Below are 16,995 nucleotides of genomic sequence, written 5' to 3' on the forward strand. Positions count from 1 at the left end.
CCCAGTCAGGAATTTCGCATGAAGATTGCAGTGCTGCCCGGCGACGGCATCGGTCCGGAAATCGTCAATGAAGCGGTGAAGGTGCTGAACGCACTCGACGAGAAGTTCGAACTCGAACAGGCGCCGGTCGGCGGCGCGGGCTACGAGGCGAGCGGCCATCCGCTGCCCGACGCGACGCTGGCGCTCGCGAAGCAGGCCGACGCGATCCTGTTCGGCGCGGTCGGCGACTGGAAGTACGACTCGCTGGAGCGCGCGCTGCGCCCCGAGCAGGCGATCCTCGGGCTGCGCAAGCACCTCGAGCTGTTCGCGAACTTCCGCCCGGCGATCTGCTATCCGCAGCTCGTCGATGCGTCGCCGCTGAAGCCCGAGCTCGTCGCGGGCCTCGACATCCTGATCGTGCGCGAACTGAACGGCGACATCTACTTCGGCCAGCCGCGCGGCGTGCGTGCGGCGCCGGACGGCCCGTTCGCCGGCGAGCGCGAAGGCTTCGACACGATGCGCTATTCGGAGCCGGAAGTGCGCCGCATCGCGCACGTCGCGTTCCAGGCCGCGCAGAAGCGCGCGAAGAAGCTGCTGTCGGTCGACAAGTCGAACGTGCTGGAGACGTCGCAGTTCTGGCGCGACGTCATGATCGACGTGTCGAAGGAGTACGCGGACGTCGAGCTGTCGCACATGTACGTCGACAACGCGGCGATGCAGCTCGCGAAGGCGCCGAAGCAGTTCGACGTGATCGTCACCGGCAACATGTTCGGCGACATCCTGTCGGATGAAGCGTCGATGCTGACGGGCTCGATCGGCATGCTGCCGTCGGCGTCGCTCGACAAGCACAACAAGGGCCTGTACGAGCCGTCGCACGGTTCGGCGCCGGACATCGCGGGCAAGGGCATCGCGAACCCGCTCGCGACGATCCTGTCGGCCGCGATGCTGCTGCGCTACTCGCTGAATCGCGCGGAGCAGGCCGATCGCATCGAGCGCGCGGTGAAAACGGTGCTCGAACAGGGCTACCGCACGGGCGACATCGCGACGCCGGGCTGCAAGCAGGTCGGCACGGCCGCGATGGGCGACGCGGTGGTCGCCGCGCTGTAAGCGCTTGGAAATGAAGTGCGGTAATTAATGTGGAAAAGGGCGCGAACGGGCCGTAAAAATCGGCCGGTTCGCGCGCGGTTGGCCGTTGTGCGGGCCACCGGCTTTGTGTAGACTCGAACGATGGCGCTGATTTCCCTGATCTCCCCGGTCCTGAAACTCCACGGCAACACTGCCCGTGCGGGTGCGCGCGCCATCGTCATCACGAAAACCATTACCACGAAAACGATCATTAAACGCTGATCGCCGTCGTGCCCGCCTGTTTCCCCGCGCGGTCACGCGGGGACGGAAATGGCGGGGAAGCTCCATTCAAAGCAAAGGGTTAGTCATGAACGTAGGTCTCGTAGGTTGGCGCGGCATGGTCGGCAGCGTCCTGATGCAGCGTATGCAGGAAGAGGGCGATTTCGACCTGATCGAACCGGTGTTTTTCAGCACCAGCAACACAGGCGGCAAGGCGCCGTCGTTCGCGAAAAACGAGACCACGCTCAAGGACGCGACCAACGTCGACGAGCTGAAGAAGTGCGACGTGATCATCACGTGCCAGGGCGGCGACTACACGAACGACGTGTTCCCGAAGCTGCGCGCGGCCGGCTGGAACGGCTACTGGATCGACGCGGCATCGTCGCTGCGGATGAAGGACGACGCGGTCATCATCCTCGATCCGGTCAACCTCGACGTGATCAAGGATGCGCTCGTCAAGGGCACGAAGAATTTCGTCGGCGGCAACTGCACGGTCAGCCTGATGCTGATGGCGCTCGGCGGCCTGTTCCGCGAGAACCTCGTCGACTGGATGACGGCGATGACGTACCAGGCCGCATCGGGCGCGGGCGCGCAGAACATGCGCGAGCTGCTGTCGCAGATGGGCACGCTGAACGGCGCGGTGCAGGAACAGCTCGCCGATCCGGCTTCCGCGATCCTCGACATCGACCGCCGCGTGCTGGCCGCGATGAACAGCGATGCGATGCCGACGAGCCACTTCGGCGTGCCGCTCGCCGGTTCGCTGATTCCGTGGATCGACAAGGATCTCGGCAACGGGATGTCGAAGGAAGAGTGGAAGGGCGGCGCGGAAACCAACAAGATCCTCGGCAAGCCGGCGATGGGCGAGCCGGGTTCGATCCCGGTCGACGGCCTGTGCGTGCGGATCGGCGCGATGCGCTGCCACTCGCAGGCGCTGACGATCAAGCTGAAGAAGGACGTGCCGCTCGACGAGATCAACGGCATCCTCGCGTCGGCGAACGACTGGGTGAAGGTCGTGCCGAACGAGCGTGAAGCGTCGATGCGCGACCTGTCGCCGGCGAAGATCACCGGCACGCTGTCGGTGCCGGTCGGCCGCCTGCGCAAGCTCGCGATGGGCGGCGAATACCTGTCGGCGTTCACGGTCGGCGATCAGCTGCTGTGGGGCGCGGCCGAGCCGCTGCGCCGCATGCTGCGCATCCTGCTCGACAAGTAAGCCCGCTGTCCGGCCTGCGGGCCGGGCTGCACGACACGACGCGCCGCGTCGGCCTCGAGATTCAGGGCCGGCGCGGCGCGTTTTTTCATGCGCGGCTCAGCGCAGGTTCAGCAGCGTCTGGTCGACGGCCTGCTGGGTCTTGATCGTCTGCGCATTCGCCTGGTAATTGCGTTGCGCGGTGATCAGGTTCACGAGCTCGGTGGTCAGGTTGACGTTCGAGTTTTCCAGTGCGCTGCCCTGCAGCGTGCCGTGGTTCGTGCTGCCCGGCGCGGAGATCTGCGGCACGCCCGACGCGGCCGTTTCCGCATACTGGTTGCCGCCGATGTTCACGAGCCCGTTCGGGTTGTTGAAGTTCGCGAGCGCGATCTGGCCGAGCACCGCGCTCTGGCCGTTCGAGTAGTTGCCGGTCAGCTTGCCGTCGGTGCCGATCGAAAATGTCGTCAGCGTGCCGCTCGCGAAGCCGTCCTGCGCGAGGTTGTTCACGCCGTCCTTGCCGCCGTACTGCGTCGTGCCGCCCAGGTCGAGCGTCAGGTTCTGCGGATTGGCGCCGCCCGTCGTGTTCGGGATCGCGAATGCGAACTGGCCGAGGCTCGGCGTCGGCTGGCCGGTCGCGGCCGACGTCGTCGAGCTGATCCGGCCCGATGCGTCGAACGTGACGGTGCCGAGATTCGTCGGCGTCTGGCCCTGCGCACCCGCGTAGGCCTGCCACGTGCCGGCCGCACTCTTCGCGAAGTACATCGTGACCTGTTGCGAGCCGCCGAGCGTGTCGTAGACCTGGATCGACGAGTTGTAGTTGTACGTCGTGTTGTCGTTCGCGTTGAACGGCGTCTTGGTCGGCACCTTGTCCTGCGCGTTCAGGTTGAACTGGCCGGTGATCTTGCTCGTCGCCCGCGGCGCGATGTTGCTGGTCGGCGCCTGCAGCGGCACGGTCTGCGCGGTGTTGATCACGCCGCCCGCGCCTGCCGCATGGCCCATCAGGTTGCGGCCTTGCGCGTCGACGATCGCGCCGTTCTTGTCGCGATGGAACGTGCCGTCGCGCGAGTACGTGGTCACGCCGTTGCTCGACATCTGGAAGAAGCCGTTGCCGTTGATCGCGACGTCGAGCGACGATTTCGTCGAATCGATCGTCCCTTGGCCGAAATTCTGCTGCACCGACGCGAGCCGCGTGCCGATGCCGATCTGCGTGTTGACCGACGTCGCGACCGAATTCGCGTACATGTCGGCGAAATTCGCGCGTCCCTGTTTGAAGCCAACCGTGTTTGCGTTCGCGATGTTGTTGCCGATCACGTCGAGATTGCTCGACGCACCGGCCAACCCGCTCAAACCCTGCTGATAGCCCATGTTCGTCCCCGTAACGAGCTGGTGAGTGAATGCAGTCGTGCGACTGCGCGATGGCCCTCCGGTACTTCACGGCATCAGCCTGGCCAAGCGCGCTCCCGCCTTTCCGGCATGGGCACGCGCATGGTCAAAATGTGCCGATTGCTGTTTGAAGACGATCGTATCGGCGGTGATTATCAGATCTGTGTAATTTTGTGTAATGAAATTGAATTGATGCAGAAATGACCGTTTTTATATGAATAATGGGGCGTGCAGAGTGGGCTGAAAGCCTTATGGGGTGGCGCTTTGGCGGTGTAAATTTTCATTTCTTCGATAAGAGAGGGGAATTGTCTTCTTATCGATGAATTGGAATTGGTTGGAAGGGGATTGATTGCCGGTCGGGATTTGTTTTGATTTTCGGCTGTTGATTCATTAACGGCGGGCAGGGTGGATGGTCGAGGGCGCGCTTGCGATTCCGTCGCCGTGATCCTGCGGCGTACACACGGTGAACACCAGAAAGCCGCATCATTCGAACGGCGGGGCGATGTCGCCGCGAGGGAGTTTTCGACAGCACGCGCAGGTTCGCTTCGATCGATCGGATGCATGGGCTGCGGCAGGCCCGGCGGACTCGCGCGACACGAGCGCCCGCCCGCGGCCGGTAGCACTGGCGATCGACGAATTCGGCCGGAACCCGATCGCGTGAAGTAAACTACGCGGTTACGACGCACAGAGCCGCCAAAAGCGTCGCGTTCCGCGCGACGCTTTTGCATTTCTGCAGCCACTTTATTGACGCTTCCAACCGCGAATCCGAGCCGCGCCCGCGCGCGGCGATAGAGCCAACGATGTCCCGAATTTCCTTGTTTCCGCGTCAGTCCCGTCTGTCGCGCGCCGTGCATGGCGCGCTGGCGATCCTGGCGCTCGGCGCGGCCGTATCGGCGTGGGCAGCCGGCACCGGCGAACTGCCGGCGTCCGCCGCCGGCGCCGCCGCCCCGCTTACCGTGACGGTCCAGCCGGGCCAGTCGCTGAACGACATCGCGAAAGCGGCCACGCAATCGCACGATCCGGGCGTGCTCGCGCGCGCGGGCCGTGCGCTGTTCGACGCCAATCCGCAGGCGTTCATGAAGCGCGACGCGAGCCGCCTGAAAGTCGGCGCGACGCTGACCGTGCCCGCGCTCGATGCCACCGGCGCGGCGCTCGTGCCGGCCGGGGCGTCGGCTGTGTCCGCTGCATCCGGCACGGCGGTCGCTTCCATGCCCGCCGCCGCATCGGGCGGGGCGGCGAGCGCGCAGCATGGCGCATCCGCGCCGCATCCCGGCTCGGCAGTGCAGCCCGCGTCGATGGCGCCGGCCGTACATGCCTCTCCGGTGAACGGGGCGAGTGCGGCGACGGAGACGGGGGCGTCGGCTTCGAGCGGTGCACCGGCGTCGATCGGCGCGTCGGCCGCATATGGCGCGTCGGCTGTCGACAGCATGCAACCGGCGGCATCCATGGCCGGGGCAAGCGGTCCGCATGTATGGAGCGGTGCGATCCAGTCGGCGCCGTCGTCGGCGAGCGAGGCCGCGGGGCAGTCGATGCCGGGCAGCCCGGTTTCCGGGGTGCACGAACCGGCCGGTGCGGCGCCCGCCGTGGGTGCGTCGCAGCCGCGGCCGTCGAGCCTGCAGCAATTGCTGGCATTGAAGAATCGCGTGCTGATGGAGTTGCAGAAGCACGGCATCGGCAAACCGGCAACGACGACCGGCATTGCGCCTGCGCCCGCTCCGGCGCCCGCCGCGCCGCGTCCGGCCGAGAATGATGCCGGTGCGTCGGCCGCTGCCTCGACGGCAGACGAAGCCGCGTCGGGTGTGGCCGCCAGTGCGCCGCGACCGGCATCGGCTTCGGTACAGCCGGTCGCACCCGTCGCGACGCCTGCACGTCGTACCGAACAGATGGACTGGCGCCCGGCCGCCGTGGCCGGCGCCGCCGTGATCGTGCTCGCGGCCGGCTTCGCGTGGCGCAAGCGCCGGAAGAGTCGCCGCGCGGACGATGCGGGTACGGCTGCGACCACGGCAGGCGGTGCCGCGGTTGCGGAAGCGGAAGCCGCGCCGTCCGTCGAACGCGAACTGCCGATCACACCCGAGATGCCGGTCGCACGCGATGCGGCGTCCGACATGAATCTCGCCGCGGCGACTGCCGCTGCGGCGGAGACGGTCGAGCCGCCCGCAGCGGACACATCGTCCGCGTCCGAAATGCCGGCGCCGCGCGACGAGTCGCCTGAATCGCCGCCTGCTCACGCTGCGGAGCCGTCCGCGAACGCGGCGAGCCCGGCTCCGAGCGAGGCTTCGCACGACGCGGAACCGGCTGAAAAAGCCGCTGCCGCCGACGAGCCGGCCGAGCCCGCCACCGCATCCCCAGCCCCTTCGACGACCGAAGCGCAGCACGCGACGCTGATGCAGAACGCGATCAGCGCACTCAACAGTCTCGACATGCCGTTGCCGCCGCGGGCGGCAGACGAACCGTCGTCGACGGCGGAAGAACCGTCTGTACGGGCAGCGCAGTCCGACGCCGATAAAATCGCAACTAACGGTCAACCCGCCGAGCACCCGTCGATGGGTTCGGGTGAGACGACACCGGAACATCCGGCCGACCAGGACGACGAGTTCGACTGGGATCCGGATGCGGCGACGCCTGCCGGCCACGCGGGCAACCTGCCCACGACGTCGTCGCTGCCGCCGCTCGGCGGCGCGCAGTTCGGCGCGCTGAAGCTCGACTTCGATCTCGACCTGCCGTCCACGCCGGGCGCCGCGCTGCCCGCGCTCACCCCGGATGAGCTCGCGCGCATCGCCCGCAACAAGCTGGACCTCGCTGCCGAATACGTCGAACTGGGCGACCTGTCCGGCGCGCGGACGCTGCTGCAGGAAGTGGTCGACGCGAACGACGCCGCGACGCGCGACGACGCACGCGCGCTGCTCGCGAAACTGGCGGACGAGGCGTGATGCGGATCGCGCTGGGCATCCAGTACGACGGCGCGGCGTTCTGCGGCTGGCAGGCGCAGCCGCACGGCAAGACCGTGCAGGACCGGCTCGAACATGCGCTGGCCGAGTTCGCGCGGGTGCCGCTGCACACGACGGTCGCGGGGCGGACCGACACCGGCGTGCACGGGCTCGGGCAAGTCGTGCATTTCGACACCGACCTCGAGCGCGAAGTGTTCTCGTGGGTGCGCGGCACCAACGCGTTCCTGCCGCCGACCGTCTCGGTGCAATGGGCGAAGCCGATGCCGGACACGTTCCACGCGCGTTTCTCGGCGTTCGAGCGCACCTACTACTACGCGCTGTACGTGCACCCCGTGCGCTCGCCGATGCTGGCCGGCCGCGCGGGCTGGATCCACACGCCGCTCGACGACGACGCGATGCGCGCCGCCGCCGCGCACCTGATCGGCGAGCACGATTTTTCGTCGTTCCGGTCGTCGGAATGCCAGTCGAAGACGCCGGTCAAACACCTGTATCAGATCGACGTGCGGCGCGCGGGGCATTTCATCCATTTCCGCTTCCGCGCGAACGCGTTCCTGCATCACATGGTGCGCAACCTGATGGGTTGCCTCGTCGCGGTCGGGCGCGGCCGCTACCCGGCCGACTGGCTCGCCGACGTGCTGGCCGGGCGCGACCGCAACCTCGCGGCGCCCACGTTCATGGCCGACGGGCTGTACCTCGCCCACGTCGGCTACCCGGCGGAATTCGCCGTCCCGCCCGCGCAGCTCGGCAGCGTGCCGTGGAGCAGCGTCTGGGCGGATCTGGACCCACTATCATGACGGATCACGACGTGCCTTCTTCGAATTCCGCCGCGGCGGGCCTGCCGCCGCGCACGCGCATCAAGCTGTGCGGGCTGTCGCGCCCCGAGGACGTGCTGCACGCGGCGGCGCTCGGCGCCGATGCGATCGGCCTCGTGTTCTACCCGAAGAGCCCGCGCGCGGTGACGATCGCGCAGGCGGCCGAGCTGGCGGGCCTGGCGCCGCCGTTCGTATCGGTGGTCGGGCTGTTCGTGAATGCGACCGAAGCCGAGATCGAGGCCGTCGTGCGCGACGTGCCGCTCACGGTGCTGCAGTTCCACGGCGACGAGACGCCCGAGCAGTGCGATGCCCTTGGCCGCGCGGCGCGCCTGCCGTGGTTGCGCGCGGTGCGCGTCGGCCCCTCGACGCAGCCGTCCGATTTGGTAGAATCGGCTCTTCATTATTCGAAAGCGCGCGGCCTCCTGTTCGACACCCTGGTGCCGGATTACGGCGGTAGCGGCAAGGTCTTCGATTGGTCTCTTATTCCCGCAGAGCTCGCGCGTCGGGCCGTTTTGAGTGGTGGCTTGAACGCGCAAAACGTCGGTGATGCGATCCGCCAGCTGCGTCCGCTTGCTGTCGATGTCTCGAGTGGCATCGAAGTGGAGGGCGCGAAGGGCGTGAAGGATCACGCCCGGATGGCGGCGTTCGTACGCGCGGTGCGCGAAGCGGACGCCGGGTGATGCAAGCCGGTGCGGCCCCGAAAGCGGGCGCACCGACCGATCGAGAGAGACACCATGTACAACCTTCCTGATGATCGCGGCCATTTCGGCCCGTATGGCGGCGTGTTCGTCGCCGAGACGCTGATTCACGCGCTGGACGAACTGCGCGCGGCGTATGAAAAGTTCCAGAACGATCCCGACTTCGTCGCCGAATTCGAGCGCGAGCTGAAGTATTTCGTCGGCCGCCCGTCGCCGATCTATCACGCGCAGCGCTGGAGCGAAATGCTCGGCGGCGCGCAGATCTACCTGAAGCGCGAAGACCTGAACCACACTGGCGCGCACAAGATCAACAACGTGATCGGCCAGGCGCTGCTCGCGAAGCGCATGGGCAAGAAGCGCGTGATCGCGGAAACCGGCGCCGGCCAGCACGGCGTCGCGACCGCAACGATCTGCGCGCGCTTCGGGATGGAGTGCGTGGTCTACATGGGCTCGGAGGACGTGCGCCGGCAGGCCGCGAACGTCTACCGGATGAAGTTGCTCGGCGCGACGGTCGTGCCGGTCGAATCGGGTTCGCGCACGCTGAAGGACGCGCTGAACGAAGCGATGCGCGACTGGGTCACGAACATCGAAAGCACGTTCTACATCATCGGCACGGTCGCGGGCCCGCACCCGTACCCGATGATGGTGCGCGACTTCCAGCGCGTGATCGGCGACGAGTGCAAGGTGCAGATGCCCGAGCTCGCAGGCCGGCAGCCGGACGCGGTGATCGCCTGCGTCGGCGGCGGGTCGAACGCGATGGGCATCTTCTATCCGTACATCGACGATCGTTCGGTGCAGCTGATTGGCGTCGAAGCGGCCGGCGACGGCCTCGATACGGGCCATCACGCGGCATCGCTGATCGCCGGCAGCCCGGGCGTGCTGCACGGCAACCGTACGTATCTGCTGCAGGACGACAACGGCCAGATCATCGAGACGCATTCGGTGTCGGCGGGCCTCGACTATCCGGGCGTCGGCCCCGAACACGCATGGCTGAAGGACAGCGGCCGCGCGCAGTACGTGCCGATCACCGACGAGGAAGCGCTGAAGGCATTCCACGACTGCTGCCGGATCGAGGGGATCATTCCCGCGCTCGAGTCGAGCCACGCGATCGCGTATGGCGTGAAGCTCGCGCCGACGTTGCCGAAGGACAAGCTCCTGCTCGTCAACCTGTCGGGCCGCGGCGACAAGGACATGCACACGGTCGCCGAGCGATCGGGCATCGAGCTCTGACCCCCACCGATGCGTGACCTGATCGAAGAGCCGGGCGGCGGCGCCGCGAGCGAGGCGGAGGCGGCTCAGCCCGCCGCTGCCGTGCCGCGCGTGCTGCCGCCCGGTATCGAACTGCACAACCGCGATTTCCTGACCGATGCCGTGCACCTGCCGGATGCGTCGATCGACCTGATCGTCGCCGATCCGCCGTACGGGCTCGGCAAGGACTACGGCAACGACTCGGACAAGCGTTCGGGCGACGATTTCCTCGCGTGGACGCGCGAGTGGCTCGAGCTCGCGATTCCGAAGCTGAAGCCGAGCGGGTCGATGTACATCTTCTGCACGTGGCAGTACGCGCCGGAAATCTTCAGTTTCCTGAAGACGCAGCTCACGATGGTCAACGAGATCATCTGGGACCGGCGCGTGCCGAGCATGGGCGGAACGACGCGCCGTTTCACGTCGGTGCACGACAACATCGGCTTTTTCGCGGTTTCCAGGGCGTATTACTTCGATCTCGATCCGGTCCGCATCCCGTACGACGCCGACACGAAGAAGGCCCGCTCGCGCAAGCTGTTCGAAGGCAGCAAGTGGCTGGAGATGGGCTACAACCCGAAGGACGTCTGGTCGGTCTCGCGCCTGCACCGGCAGCACGCGGAGCGCGTCGATCATCCGACCCAGAAGCCGCTGGAAATCATCGAGCGGATGGTGCTCGCAAGCTGCCCGCCGGGCGGCCGCGTGCTCGATCCGTTCATGGGCAGCGGCACGACCGCGGTGGCCTGCGCACGGCAGGGGCGCGACTTCGTCGGCTACGAGATCAACGAAAGTTATTGCGCGATCGCGCACGAGCGCGTGAACGCGCTCGCCGCACCGGCGTGCGCGTGAGTCGCGCCGCCGCGTTGCCGATCGCCTCAAGGAAAATTGCCATGTCCCGTATTCAGCAGACCTTCGCCGCGCTCGCCGAACAAGGCCGTAAGGGCCTGATCCCGTTCATCACGGCCGGCGATCCCGATCCCGCGAAAACCGTCGAATTCATGCACGCGCTCGCAGCAGGCGGCGCGGACGTGATCGAACTCGGCGTGCCGTTCTCGGACCCGATGGCCGACGGCCCCGTGATCCAGCGCTCGTCGGAACGCGCGCTCGCGCGCGGCGTCACGTTGAAGAGCGTGCTCGCCGACGTGAAGCGTTTTCGCGAAACCGACCCCAAAACGCCCGTCGTGCTGATGGGCTATGCGAATCCGATCGAACGGATGGGCGTCGACGCGTTCGCGGCCGAAGCGCACGCGGCCGGCGTCGACGGCGTGCTGGTGGTCGACTATCCGCCTGAAGAGGCGGGGGTGTTCGCGGAAAAGATGCGCGCCGCGCAGATCGATCCGATCTTCCTGCTCGCGCCCACGTCGACCGACGAACGCATCGCCGACGTCGGCAAGATCGCGAGCGGCTACGTCTATTACGTGTCGCTCAAGGGCGTAACCGGCGCGGGAAATCTGGATGTTTCGAGCATTGCAGGTAAAATCCCGGCCATCAAGTCGCGCGTGCCGGTTCCGGTGGGTGTCGGCTTCGGTATCCGCGACGCCGAAACGGCGCGCGCGGTGGCCGAGGTGTCGGACGCCGTCGTGATCGGCAGCCGCCTCGTGCAGCTGCTCGAAAGCGCTGCGCCGGAAGGTGCCGCGGCCGCGCTGCAGGCCTTCATTGCCGAGCTGCGCGCCGCGCTGGACGGCGCGGGCAAGACGGCCGCCTAAACAACAGATGAAAGCGGGCCCGGGTGCATGTCGCCCGGCCCGCCACGGAACAGGAAACCATACGATGAGCTGGCTCGACAAACTGTTGCCGCCGAAGATCAAGCAGACCGACCCGAAAAGCCGCAAGGGCATTCCGGAAGGCCTGTGGGTCAAGTGCCCGTCCTGCGAGGCCGTTCTCTATCGCAACGACGTGGACGCGAACCTGCACGTGTGCCCGAAGTGCGATCACCACATGCGCATCGGCGCGCGCGAGCGTCTCGACGGGCTGCTCGATCCGGAAGGCCGCTACGAGATCGGCCAGGAAATCGTGCCGGTCGACTCGCTGAAGTTCAAGGACAGCCGCAAGTACCCCGATCGTCTGAAGGAAGCGATGGACGAAACCGGCGAGACCGACGCGATGGTCGTGATGGGCGGAGCGATCCACACGCTGCCGGTCGTGGCTGCCTGCTTCGAGTTTTCGTTCATGGGCGGCTCGATGGGTTCGGTCGTCGGCGAGCGCTTCGCGCGCGGTGCGCAGAACGCGCTGGAACAGCACGTGCCGTTCATCTGCTTCACCGCATCGGGCGGCGCACGGATGCAGGAAAGCCTGCTGTCGCTGATGCAGATGGCCAAGACCACCGCGATGCTGACCAAGCTGGCCGAAGCGAAGCTGCCGTTCATCTCGGTGCTGACCGACCCGACGATGGGCGGCGTGTCGGCGAGCTTCGCGTTCCTCGGCGACGTCGTGATCGCCGAGCCGAAGGCGCTGATCGGCTTCGCCGGGCCGCGCGTGATCGAGCAGACGGTCCGCGAGAAGCTGCCGGAAGGCTTCCAGCGCGCCGAATTCCTGCTGAAGACGGGCGCGATCGACATGATCATCGACCGCCGCAAGATGCGCGACGAGATCGCGCAATTGCTCGCGCTGCTGCAGCGACAGCCGGCCGACGCGCTGGCTTGACCGGCGCAAGGTTGTGAACTCCGCGCGTCGCCTGGCTTCAACTAGGGCCTGTTCACGCTAATAACGGGCTTGCGCTGGCCCCCAGAAGGGCCGAGCGCGAGGATTGCGACGAAGCGAATACTCGACGTATTCGCGAGGAGCATGACGCGGCGATCGGCCCTTCTGGGGGCCAGCCCCACGAATGCATTTTTCTAAACAGGGGAACGTGCCTTTGCGCCCGCATGGCGGCGTCGTTCGTCGTTGCAATAGCAACGGCTATTGCGCCTCCTCACTCCTTGCCCTGCGGGCGCAAAGGCACGTTCGCAAGCCCGTTATTAGCGTGAACAGGCCCTAGGCGGCGCGCTTCGTTTTTTGGGCGTAGTGGCCGTACCGATCCAGATTTGATCCGATGAGCACTTTTACCACTCTCGAAGCGTGGCTTTCGCATCTCGAACGCGCGCACCCGGTCGGCATCGACATGGGCCTGACCCGCATCGGGCAGGTCAAGGCGGCGCTGCAGCTTGAATTCGCGTGCCCCGTGATCACCGTCGGCGGCACGAACGGCAAGGGCTCGACCTGCGCCTTCCTCGAGACGATTCTCGTGCGCGCGGGCTACAAGGTCGGCTGCCACACGTCGCCGCACCTGCTCGAATTCAACGAGCGCGCACGCGTGAACGGGCAGAACGTGACCGACGACGAACTGCTGCCGCACTTCGAGGCCGTCGAAGCCGCGCGCACGTCGCTGCCCGAGCCCGTGTCGCTCACGTATTTCGAATTCACGACGCTCGCGATCCTCCACCTGTTCGCGGCGCGCGGGCTTGACGCGGTGATTCTCGAAGTCGGCCTCGGCGGCCGGCTCGATGCAGTCAACATCATCGATACCGATTGCGCGATCGTCACGAGCATCGACATCGACCACACCGAATACCTCGGCGACACGCGCGAGAAGATCGCGTTCGAGAAGGCCGGGATCTTCCGCGCGGGCAAGCCGGCGATCTGCGGCGATCCGGCCGCGCCGCAGACGCTGATCGACCACGCCGAAGCGATCGGCGCCGATCTGTGGCTCGTCGGCCGCGATTTCCGCTACGAGGCGCAGGCGGGCGCCGAGCGCCAGCAATGGAGCTACCTCGGCCGCGAGAAGCGCTATCCGGCGCTCGCGTATCCGGCGCTGCGCGGCGCGAATCAGCTGATCAACGCGTCGGCCGCGCTCGCCGCGCTCGAGGCGCTGCGCCCAGTGCTGCCGGTGTCCGCGCAGGACATCCGGCTCGGGCTGGCGAACGTCGAGCTGCCCGGGCGCTTCCAGGTGCTGCCCGGCAAGCCGGCGATCGTGCTCGACGTCGCGCACAATCCGCATGCGTCGGCCGTGCTCGAGCAGAACCTCGGCAACATGGGCTTCTTCCCTTACACGTACGCGGTGTTCGGCGCGATGCACGACAAGGACATCGACGGCGTGCTGCAGCACCTGAAGGGCGAGATCGACCGCTGGTGCGTGACCGACCTGCCGCTGCCGCGCGCGGCTTCCGCGGAGCAGCTCGAAGCCGCGCTGCGCAAGGCCGGCGTGGAGGAGGGGCCCGATTCGAGCGTGACGCGTTACGCGTCGCCCGCGGAAGCGTTTCGCGATGCACTAAAAAGAGCATCCGAGAATGATAGAATCGTGGTTTTCGGCAGTTTCCATACGGTTGCCGGCGTGCTGGCCTACCGTAAATCGCAGCAACACTGACTGACGGGCAGTTTCGGATTCAGCCATTCATGGGAATTTTCTCGTTCGGCAAAAAAGACGACGACGCGCCTCCGCGGCGCGGCGGTCGCACCGGGGCCTCCCGGAACGTGCGCACGGAGCGCACTGAACGCGTCGAGCGACGCTCGCGCCGCACCGAGCGTCCGGAATCGGACGCACTGCTCCTCGATCCGACCCTTCCAGAAAAGCAACGCGCGCGCCGTCGCCTCGTCGGCGCGATCGCGCTCGTCGTGGCCGCGGTGATCGTGCTGCCGATGGTGCTCGATTCGCACCCGAAGCCGGTCACCGACGACATCGCGATCGACATCCCGAACCGGCCCGCCCACCAGGCGGTCGCGCCGCGCGACGACGATGTGTCCGACGTGCAGGCGGGCGTCGCGCACGACGAACCGCCGGCCTCCGACACGACCGTTGCGGCCGCACCGGCGCCCGCGCCGAAGGATGCCGCCAAGCCGGCCGCGAAACCCGATACGACCGCCACGGCGAACGTGACGCCGCCGAAGCCCGCGCCGAAGCCGGCTGCTCCCGCGGCGAAACCGGCCGCGCCGAAGCCTGCGCCCGCAACCGTCGCGAATGCCGACGCCGCCAGCCCGGACAGCGGCGACGCATCGTCGCCGGCATCGCCGGCCGGTGCGCGCTTCGCGGTGCAGCTCGGTTCGTTCAAGGACGACGCGACGGCCCGTTCGTGGGCGACCAAGTTGAAATCGGCGGGTGTGCCCGCATATGTCGAGCATCGCAAGCAGGCAGACGGCAGCACGGCTACACTGTTGCGTGCCGGCCCGTTCGCGGATCGCTCGGCGGCCTCCGCCGCGATCGCGAAGGTGCGCGAAGCCGGTCTGACGCAGTAAAGCCACGATGCTGACGGCTTTCGACTACGCTGTATTGGCGGTGATCGTGTTGTCGGCGCTGCGCGGCGCGTGGCGCGGCTTCGTGTCCGAGATTTTCGGGCTGATCGGCTGGATCGCGGCGATCGTGATCGCGGGCCGCTACGTCGGGCTGGTCGTGCCGTACATTCCGGCGAACTGGCCGGGCGGCGCGCTGACGCAGTGGGTGATCGCCTTCGCGTTGCTCGTGATCGGCGTCGTGCTGGTCGCCGGCGTGGCGAATGCGCTGCTGTCGCGGATCGCGCAGGCGAGTGGCCTGGGCGGCGTCGACCGCTCGCTGGGCATGATGTTCGGGCTGGTGCGCGGCTGCGTGCTGGTGGTGCTGCTGGTCGCGGCGGCCGGGCTGACCGAACTGCCCAAACAGGATTTCTGGCGCAATGCGCTATTGCGTCCTTTTGCCGAACAGGGCGTGCACGAGCTGAAGCAGCTCCTGCCCGACGGCATGGCCCAGTACGTACGCGTGTGACGACGCGGCCGGGCAGGACGGAACCGATTTTGTCATCTTGAAGGACATGCCATGTGCGGCATCGTAGGCGTTATCTCCCAATCCCCGGTCAATCAGCTGATCTATGACAGCCTGCTGCTGCTGCAGCATCGCGGTCAGGACGCGGCGGGCATTGCGACGGCGGACGGCAGCAATTTCCACATGTACAAGGCGAACGGCATGGTGCGCGACGTGTTCCGCACGCGCAACATGCGCAGTCTGCCCGGCACCTACGGCATCGGCCAGGTGCGCTACCCGACGGCCGGCTCGGCGTCGAGCGAGGCCGAGGCGCAGCCGTTCTACGTGAACGCACCGTTCGGGATCATCCTCGCGCACAACGGCAACCTGACGAACTGGCAGCAATTGAAGGACGAGATGTTCCGGATCGACCGCCGGCACATCAACACCAATTCCGACAGCGAAGTGCTGCTCAACGTGTTCGCGCACGAGCTGCAACTGTCGACCACGGGCCTCGAGCTCGATCCGGCGTCCGTGTTCAAGGCGGTTTCGGGCGTGCATCGCCGCCTGCAGGGTTCGTACGCGATCGTGTCGCTGATCGCCGGCTACGGCCTGCTCGCGTTCCGCGATCCGTTCGGCATCCGTCCGCTGTGCATCGGCAAGCTCGAGACCGAAAACGGCACCGAATGGATGGTCGCGTCGGAGTCGGTGGCGGTCGAAGGCATCGGTTTCGAATTCGTGCGTGACCTGGAGCCGGGCGAAGCGATCTTCATCGACAAGGCCGGCAACTTCCACAGCCAGCAGTGCGCGGAGAACCCGACGCTGAATCCGTGCATGTTCGAATACGTGTATCTCGCTCGTCCGGATTCGTGCCTCGACGGCGTGCCGGTCTACAACGTGCGCCTGCGCATGGGCGACTATCTCGCCGAGAAGATCAAGCGCGAACTGCCGAACGTGCCGATCGACGTCGTGATGCCGATTCCCGATTCGTCGCGCCCGGCCGCGATGCAGGTCGCCGCGAAGCTTGGCGTCGAGTATCGCGAAGGCTTCTTCAAGAACCGCTACGTCGGCCGGACGTTCATCATGCCGGGGCAGGCCGTGCGCAAGAAGTCGGTGCGCCAGAAGCTCAACGCGATGAGCATCGAGTTCAAGGACAAGCACGTGCTGATCGTCGACGATTCGATCGTGCGTGGCACGACCTCGCACGAAATCGTGCAGATGGCGCGCGATGCGGGCGCGAAGTCGGTGATCTTCGCGTCGGCGGCGCCGCCCGTGAAATTCCCGAACGTGTACGGCATCGACATGCCGACGCGCGGCGAGCTCGTCGCGCACGGACGCACCGACGAGGAAGTCGCGAAGATCATCGGCGCCGACCACCTGATCTACCAGGACGTCGACGATCTGCGCCGCGCGGTGCGCGACATCAACCCGAAGCTCGAGCACTTCGAGGCGTCGTGCTTCGACGGCAACTACATCACAGGCGCCGTGACGCCCGAGTATCTCGATGCGATCGAGCGCGCGCGCCTCACGCCGGCGTCGCAGGCCGATCGCGACACGGCCGGCGAAACCGAGCGTTCGCAGATGAACCTGCAACTGTCGGTGGAGTAACGCCGGCGCACGCTTTTATCGAGGCGTGATAGGATGTGGTCTTGCGTCGATTTGATATCAGCTTGCGGACGCGGGGCAACTTCCCAAAACAGCTAAAGCGAAGGCCGGC

The 16,995-nt window shown here is 66.7% G+C and carries 15 protein-coding genes; 14 read left to right on the forward strand and 1 reads right to left on the reverse strand.

The window, feature by feature from the left end:
• Window positions 1-18 precede the first annotated feature (18 nt).
• The 3 genes from leuB to asd all read left to right on the forward strand — a co-directional run bounded on the left by leuB (window position 19) and on the right by asd (window position 2,533).
• On the forward strand, window positions 19-1,086 hold the full coding sequence (gene leuB, locus C4B30_RS07020) for a 3-isopropylmalate dehydrogenase (RefSeq protein ID WP_089501476.1): 1,068 nt from the start codon (window positions 19-21) through the stop codon (window positions 1,084-1,086).
• Window positions 1,087-1,206: 120 nt separating this feature from the next.
• Window positions 1,207-1,326, forward strand: a complete 120-nt coding sequence (locus C4B30_RS07025; protein ID WP_006756675.1) for a hypothetical protein — start codon at window positions 1,207-1,209, stop codon at window positions 1,324-1,326.
• A gap of 85 nt (window positions 1,327-1,411) precedes the next feature.
• On the forward strand, window positions 1,412-2,533 hold the full coding sequence (gene asd, locus C4B30_RS07030; protein ID WP_027782622.1) for an aspartate-semialdehyde dehydrogenase: 1,122 nt from the start codon (window positions 1,412-1,414) through the stop codon (window positions 2,531-2,533).
• Between the two features lie 96 nt (window positions 2,534-2,629).
• On the opposite strand, the gene flgE is transcribed toward asd, so the two are convergent.
• The gene (flgE, locus tag C4B30_RS07035; protein WP_105132198.1) at window positions 2,630-3,874 is read right to left on the reverse strand and encodes a flagellar hook protein FlgE; all 1,245 of its coding nucleotides are present in this window, start codon (window positions 3,872-3,874) and stop codon (window positions 2,630-2,632) included.
• An 818-nt stretch (window positions 3,875-4,692) separates the two neighbouring features.
• Between flgE and C4B30_RS07040 the strand changes: the two genes are divergently transcribed.
• From C4B30_RS07040 to purF, 11 genes are all read left to right on the forward strand, one after another.
• Window positions 4,693-6,822, forward strand: a complete 2,130-nt coding sequence (locus C4B30_RS07040; RefSeq protein ID WP_105132199.1) for a FimV/HubP family polar landmark protein — start codon at window positions 4,693-4,695, stop codon at window positions 6,820-6,822.
• Complete coding sequence (truA, locus tag C4B30_RS07045) at window positions 6,822-7,634, forward strand: tRNA pseudouridine(38-40) synthase TruA (protein WP_059837484.1); 813 nt, start codon at window positions 6,822-6,824, stop codon at window positions 7,632-7,634. Before C4B30_RS07040 ends, truA begins: the two co-directional genes overlap by 1 nt.
• Entirely contained in the window at window positions 7,631-8,332 is a 702-nt protein-coding gene (locus tag C4B30_RS07050; RefSeq protein ID WP_105132200.1) for a phosphoribosylanthranilate isomerase, read from the forward strand. The genes truA and C4B30_RS07050 overlap by 4 nt, the downstream gene beginning before the upstream one ends.
• A 54-nt stretch (window positions 8,333-8,386) precedes the next feature.
• Window positions 8,387-9,580: a tryptophan synthase subunit beta gene (gene trpB / locus C4B30_RS07055; protein WP_027782627.1), complete on the forward strand. Its 1,194-nt coding sequence runs from the start codon at window positions 8,387-8,389 to the stop codon at window positions 9,578-9,580.
• Between the two features lie 9 nt (window positions 9,581-9,589).
• Entirely contained in the window at window positions 9,590-10,441 is an 852-nt protein-coding gene (locus tag C4B30_RS07060) for a DNA-methyltransferase (RefSeq protein WP_105132201.1), read from the forward strand.
• A gap of 41 nt (window positions 10,442-10,482) precedes the next feature.
• Entirely contained in the window at window positions 10,483-11,298 is an 816-nt protein-coding gene (gene trpA, locus C4B30_RS07065; RefSeq protein ID WP_027782629.1) for a tryptophan synthase subunit alpha, read from the forward strand.
• A gap of 64 nt (window positions 11,299-11,362) precedes the next feature.
• Window positions 11,363-12,235, forward strand: a complete 873-nt coding sequence (gene accD, locus C4B30_RS07070; RefSeq protein WP_027782630.1) for an acetyl-CoA carboxylase, carboxyltransferase subunit beta — start codon at window positions 11,363-11,365, stop codon at window positions 12,233-12,235.
• A 388-nt stretch (window positions 12,236-12,623) separates the two neighbouring features.
• Entirely contained in the window at window positions 12,624-13,934 is a 1,311-nt protein-coding gene (folC, locus tag C4B30_RS07075; RefSeq protein ID WP_105132202.1) for a bifunctional tetrahydrofolate synthase/dihydrofolate synthase, read from the forward strand.
• A gap of 29 nt (window positions 13,935-13,963) precedes the next feature.
• The gene (locus C4B30_RS07080; protein WP_105132203.1) at window positions 13,964-14,800 is read left to right on the forward strand and encodes an SPOR domain-containing protein; all 837 of its coding nucleotides are present in this window, start codon (window positions 13,964-13,966) and stop codon (window positions 14,798-14,800) included.
• A gap of 7 nt (window positions 14,801-14,807) precedes the next feature.
• Window positions 14,808-15,302: a CvpA family protein gene (locus C4B30_RS07085; RefSeq protein WP_027782633.1), complete on the forward strand. Its 495-nt coding sequence runs from the start codon at window positions 14,808-14,810 to the stop codon at window positions 15,300-15,302.
• Between the two features lie 51 nt (window positions 15,303-15,353).
• On the forward strand, window positions 15,354-16,886 hold the full coding sequence (purF, locus tag C4B30_RS07090) for an amidophosphoribosyltransferase (protein ID WP_089501484.1): 1,533 nt from the start codon (window positions 15,354-15,356) through the stop codon (window positions 16,884-16,886).
• Window positions 16,887-16,995: the final 109 nt, after the last annotated feature.

The organism is Burkholderia sp. BE12 (genome assembly GCF_002959955.1).
Classification (GTDB): domain Bacteria; phylum Pseudomonadota; class Gammaproteobacteria; order Burkholderiales; family Burkholderiaceae; genus Burkholderia.

Excerpts from the sequence above, each read along its gene's own strand:
- leuB (WP_089501476.1), top strand. The coding sequence starts at position 19 with ATGAAGATTGCAGTGCTGCCCGGCGACGGCATCGGTCCGGAAATCGTC.
- C4B30_RS07025 (WP_006756675.1), top strand. The coding sequence starts at position 1,207 with ATGGCGCTGATTTCCCTGATCTCCCCGGTCCTGAAACTCCACGGCAAC.
- asd (WP_027782622.1), top strand. The coding sequence starts at position 1,412 with ATGAACGTAGGTCTCGTAGGTTGGCGCGGCATGGTCGGCAGCGTCCTG.
- flgE (WP_105132198.1), bottom strand. The coding sequence starts at position 3,874 with ATGGGCTATCAGCAGGGTTTGAGCGGGTTGGCCGGTGCGTCGAGCAAT.
- C4B30_RS07040 (WP_105132199.1), top strand. The coding sequence starts at position 4,693 with ATGTCCCGAATTTCCTTGTTTCCGCGTCAGTCCCGTCTGTCGCGCGCC.
- truA (WP_059837484.1), top strand. The coding sequence starts at position 6,822 with ATGCGGATCGCGCTGGGCATCCAGTACGACGGCGCGGCGTTCTGCGGC.
- C4B30_RS07050 (WP_105132200.1), top strand. The coding sequence starts at position 7,631 with ATGACGGATCACGACGTGCCTTCTTCGAATTCCGCCGCGGCGGGCCTG.
- trpB (WP_027782627.1), top strand. The coding sequence starts at position 8,387 with ATGTACAACCTTCCTGATGATCGCGGCCATTTCGGCCCGTATGGCGGC.
- C4B30_RS07060 (WP_105132201.1), top strand. The coding sequence starts at position 9,590 with ATGCGTGACCTGATCGAAGAGCCGGGCGGCGGCGCCGCGAGCGAGGCG.
- trpA (WP_027782629.1), top strand. The coding sequence starts at position 10,483 with ATGTCCCGTATTCAGCAGACCTTCGCCGCGCTCGCCGAACAAGGCCGT.
- accD (WP_027782630.1), top strand. The coding sequence starts at position 11,363 with ATGAGCTGGCTCGACAAACTGTTGCCGCCGAAGATCAAGCAGACCGAC.
- folC (WP_105132202.1), top strand. The coding sequence starts at position 12,624 with ATGAGCACTTTTACCACTCTCGAAGCGTGGCTTTCGCATCTCGAACGC.
- C4B30_RS07080 (WP_105132203.1), top strand. The coding sequence starts at position 13,964 with ATGGGAATTTTCTCGTTCGGCAAAAAAGACGACGACGCGCCTCCGCGG.
- C4B30_RS07085 (WP_027782633.1), top strand. The coding sequence starts at position 14,808 with ATGCTGACGGCTTTCGACTACGCTGTATTGGCGGTGATCGTGTTGTCG.
- purF (WP_089501484.1), top strand. The coding sequence starts at position 15,354 with ATGTGCGGCATCGTAGGCGTTATCTCCCAATCCCCGGTCAATCAGCTG.